This is a genomic window from Marinobacter sp. MBR-99 (assembly GCF_040547575.1).
Lineage (GTDB): Bacteria > Pseudomonadota > Gammaproteobacteria > Pseudomonadales > Oleiphilaceae > Marinobacter.
Map to the genome: position 1 here is coordinate 1 of NZ_JBEPPY010000043.1, position 3875 is coordinate 3875.

Annotated in this window: 4 protein-coding genes; 3 read left to right on the plus strand and 1 reads right to left on the minus strand. The window is 51.0% G+C overall.

Annotation, left to right across the window (positions count from 1 at the left end):
- Window positions 1–135 precede the first annotated feature (135 nt).
- The 3 genes from ABIE59_RS19795 (at window position 136) to ABIE59_RS19805 (ending at window position 2209) form a co-directional block, all read left to right on the plus strand.
- Window positions 136–1491: a hypothetical protein gene (locus tag ABIE59_RS19795; RefSeq protein ID WP_354449521.1), complete on the plus strand. Its 1356-nt coding sequence runs from the start codon at window positions 136–138 to the stop codon at window positions 1489–1491.
- 141 nt (window positions 1492–1632) lie between these two features.
- Complete coding sequence (locus ABIE59_RS19800) at window positions 1633–1911, plus strand: type II toxin-antitoxin system RelE/ParE family toxin (RefSeq protein WP_008174254.1); 279 nt, start codon at window positions 1633–1635, stop codon at window positions 1909–1911.
- A 10-nt stretch (window positions 1912–1921) separates the two neighbouring features.
- Window positions 1922–2209, plus strand: a complete 288-nt coding sequence (locus ABIE59_RS19805) for a HigA family addiction module antitoxin (RefSeq protein WP_036148342.1) — start codon at window positions 1922–1924, stop codon at window positions 2207–2209.
- Between the two features lie 474 nt (window positions 2210–2683).
- Here ABIE59_RS19805 and ABIE59_RS19810 read toward each other — a convergent pair whose 3' ends face one another.
- Complete coding sequence (locus ABIE59_RS19810; RefSeq protein WP_354449522.1) at window positions 2684–3727, minus strand: IS110 family RNA-guided transposase; 1044 nt, start codon at window positions 3725–3727, stop codon at window positions 2684–2686.
- Window positions 3728–3875: the final 148 nt, after the last annotated feature.

The window sequence follows — 3875 nt, forward strand, 5'->3', positions numbered from 1 at the left end:
GAATCGGAATCATCGGTCAGTGATGGCCGCGACAAAAATTACAAAAATCAGGCGGTAGGCAGAGCTCAAAATTGGGTTTTTCTACAGCCTCGTTAGTGATGCCGTCCGCGAAAGAAACATTATTCTGGAGACGAAATGAATCGATGGAAAGAAGCCTTTGATAAACATCCAATACATGAAACCCTTTCGTGGCTGGATAACGCGGCAAGCTCCAATGTTGAAAATCTATCTGAAGGAGAAGTTGAGGAACAACGTCGTCTAAAGAAAATCATTGAGAGATACCGGCAAGTATTGGCATCAGTTGATCCCGAAGTGGTGCCAGTTAATCAACTAGATGGGCTAAACAATCACCTGCGGCATCAAAATGTTAACAATCAAGTAAATGCCTATACGCAGAGTGGCAAGGCCTCACATTTAGTCGCCATCAATGATCATGTCTCCAAGCAGCTAACACAATTATCGATAATTCAGTCCCTTTCTGACGACCCTGAAGTGCAGGACAGAATCTCTTACATCGATAGTGTTATCGACAGCACGATTAATGGACTGTCTGCAAAAAAAGAGGATCTCGACGGTCAGTTGGCAAATTTGTCTTCTTTAACCGAAGAACAAGCCAAAAAGCTAAAATCTCTATCGGAAGAAATTGAGCTAAAGCAAGCTGAATTAAATAAAATACTGTCTGATTGGCAAAATCAATTCTCTTCTGCGCAAGAGTCTCGAAGCCAAGAATTCAGCAAGTGGCGGGATGCTTTCGCTTCCGAGAAAAACAAGGAAGTTCAAGAAATTCTTGATAAACATGATGAAGCTCTAGACCAGCAGACGGGGCGGCTAGAAAGTGAGTTAGATCGAATCATAGAGGACGCGAAATCAAAACACCAATCGATACTTGAGCTATATGAATTGACTGCGGGTGACAGTGTCGGCGCGGCATATATTAAAAGCGCAGATGAAGAAAGGGAGCAGGCTGATCGTTGGAGAAAGGTTTCAGTTGGCTTTATTGTTCTTACAGTTATATGGCTGGTATTTTCGTTCTTTTATAACTCAGAGAGCTGGAGTGCTTTTGGTAACGTCGCAAGTGAAGTCATTTCGCAAGGTGATAATGAGGGTGAGGAAACAGATCAAGCGGGGTCTGAAGATGTTAATTTTGAGCTACAGCCACTGCAGAACATCCGCTTTCCTTGGCATACGATGCTTATCGCCTTTTCTATCTCGGGGGTTCTTTTGTGGGGAGCAGCCTATTCTGCCCAGCAATCAACAAGGCACAGAAACAACGAAAAAAGGGCTAGGTGGTTTGCTTTGGAAGTAAAAGCTTTTGACCCTTTCATAAGCTCTTTAGAACCGCAGCAACAACAAGATCTAAAAAGGCAGTTGGCTGAGCGAATTTTCGGTCAGAATTCAACGGCCGACGAGGATTCAAAGGTTGTCGACGAACACGCCTTGAAAGCAGTTACCGAAGCCTTTGGGAAGGTGCTCTCGAAGCTACCAAAATGATCACTAACAAGGCGCATCAATACGCGGCCGATGGCCGCCGGACGCCCTTTTCATTGCGGCTGCGCCTCCATTACAAGTGCACCGTTGTGCGCTGGCGTTATGTGCGTTGACACCTGATGCGTTACAGGGTACATTCAGGGAATGATTCGAAGCTTCAAACACAAGGGCTTGGCAAAATTCTTCAAGTCCGGCAGCACTGCAGGGATTCAGGCCGCTCATGAAAAGAGGCTTCGGCTAATTCTCGGTAGATTGAATGCAGCGTCGAATGCCAAAGATATGGACTTACCGGGTCTGCGCTTGCACGAACTCTCCGGCAATCGTGCCGGAATCTGGTCAGTGACCGTCAGCGGTAACTGGCGAGTGACCTTCCGATTCGAAGACGGAGATGCCGAGATTGTGAACTACGAAGATTATCACTGAGGTACCGCCAATGTTAATGCACAACCCTCCACACCCGGGTGAAGTGCTGCGAGAGCTTTGTCTTGAGCCCCTTGGCCTCTCTGTCACGGCGGCGGCAGAGGCATTGGGCGTTAGCCGCAAAACGCTGAGTGCCGTGCTGAATGGCAAGGCCGGTATCAGTCCCGAAATGGCGATTCGGCTCTCTATTGCTTTCGACACTTCGGCAGAAAGCTGGCTGAATCAGCAGTCCCAATATGAACTCTGGCATGCTGAACAACATCGCAAAGAGCTCAACGTGAAGAAGCTTGTTGCAGCCTGAAGCCGCACATAACCCAAAAGAGCCTTCTCGGAATCAATAGGCAATAGTCTTTTTTTGGCCGCGCCAGCGGCCAACCTAAACCCATGAGCGAGAACGCCTGCTTCGTCAGTCTCGCGGGGCTGTCAGGCACTCACAGCAAACACATATAGGGGCTCTCTTATGTGGCTTTAGGCCACAGCCTGACCCGTCGTTCCTTCGGTCGGTCAGGGGCACCAGACATTCATCGGTTAACCGGTCACTGGCACTATTCAAGGATCTGGCTGCATGGCTCCAGTTAGTTTCAGGCTCAGGACCGGTGTAAGCGCACTGGCTCATGGTATTAAGGCACGCCCACGGGGTGGCTAATCAAAGCGACTGGCTTCAACGGCGGTGATAGAAGGCCGGTTCGGTATCGGGTACCAGTCAGCGGACACCCGGCTTTCGGTCATCATCCTGTTTGATCCAGTTAGACGTCATGCTCACCCCGTGGCGTGACTAACCCTTCAGGAATCGTTGTTCATCGAACACCCTCTGATGCTTGAGCATGAAGTAGGCAGCGCGGCCCAGCTTGTGGGCCAGCGCGGACAGCGCCTTGGGTTTGTTCATGCGTTTCTGGAGTTTCTGTAGATAGCGCTGGGCCTTGTCATTACCCCGCAGGTACAGCACGGCGGCCTCCGAGAATGCCCACTTCAGATGGGCGTTGCCGATCTTGTTGCCCTGGGTGCCGTAGACCTTGCCGGCAGACTCGGCTTTGCACTTGATGAGCCGGGCGTAAGAAGCAAATTTCTGGACTGATTCGAAGCGTTGAACATCGCCGACTTCGTAGAGAATGGTCAGCGCCAGGATGCGCCCCACACCGGGAATGGTCCTCAGCACACTCAGGGAAGCGGGATCATGTTGTTTGGCTTGCCGTTCCAGGTGTTCTTCCAGCTTGCTGAGTTCCCGGTGATAGCATTCGATGATGGCCAGGTCGAGATCGATGTTGTGCTGAACATCCTGCCCGGCAAAGGCCGCCTGAACCTGTTCCCGGGCCCCCACATTCTTCAGGTTGACCTTGTTGGGCGGCAGGTTGTATTGGCTCGTGGTGTTGACCACATGGGCCTTGAGCATGGCTCCGTGCTGGACGATGCGGGTGCGTCGGCGCAGTAAATCCCGGGTTGCCCGCATCTCCTTGGGATAAACGTAGGCCAGGGGGAAATTGCCGCCCTTCATGAGCATGGCGATTTTGAAAGAATCGATACGGTCGTTCTTGGTTTTACCACCGTGAATGGCTTTCATATACAAGGCATGGCCCAGGATAAAGTGAATGCCGTGTTCTTCACACAGATCCGAGATCCAGTACCAGCAGTGCATGCATTCGACACCGATCACCAGATCATCACGAAACGGTTCGAGCAGGGCCAGTAGCGGTTCCGGGCGCGCTTTGATTTCCTTGTGCAGAAGTACCTCGCCCTGTTGGTCGATGATGCAGACATACAGGCTGCGGGCGTGCAGATCGATTCCACAATAATGGCGGTGGGTGCTATGGTAAAAGTTCATGAGTCTTCTCCCTTGTAGTGCTTGGTCGCCTTCCAGCTTAGCGGGTAACCGCTGGGTGCGTATTCCAGACCAAGGTTGCCACTGATTCCAGACGAAGCCTGCCACCCATTCCACGCGAAAGCTGCCACTGATTCCACGGCAAAGCTGC

Coding starts and splice junctions, on each gene's coding strand:
- ABIE59_RS19800 (WP_008174254.1), top strand. CDS start 1,633: ATGATTCGAAGCTTCAAACACAAGGGCTTGGCAAAATTCTTCAAGTCC.
- ABIE59_RS19805 (WP_036148342.1), top strand. CDS start 1,922: ATGTTAATGCACAACCCTCCACACCCGGGTGAAGTGCTGCGAGAGCTT.
- ABIE59_RS19810 (WP_354449522.1), bottom strand. CDS start 3,727: ATGAACTTTTACCATAGCACCCACCGCCATTATTGTGGAATCGATCTG.
- ABIE59_RS19795 (WP_354449521.1), top strand. CDS start 136: ATGAATCGATGGAAAGAAGCCTTTGATAAACATCCAATACATGAAACC.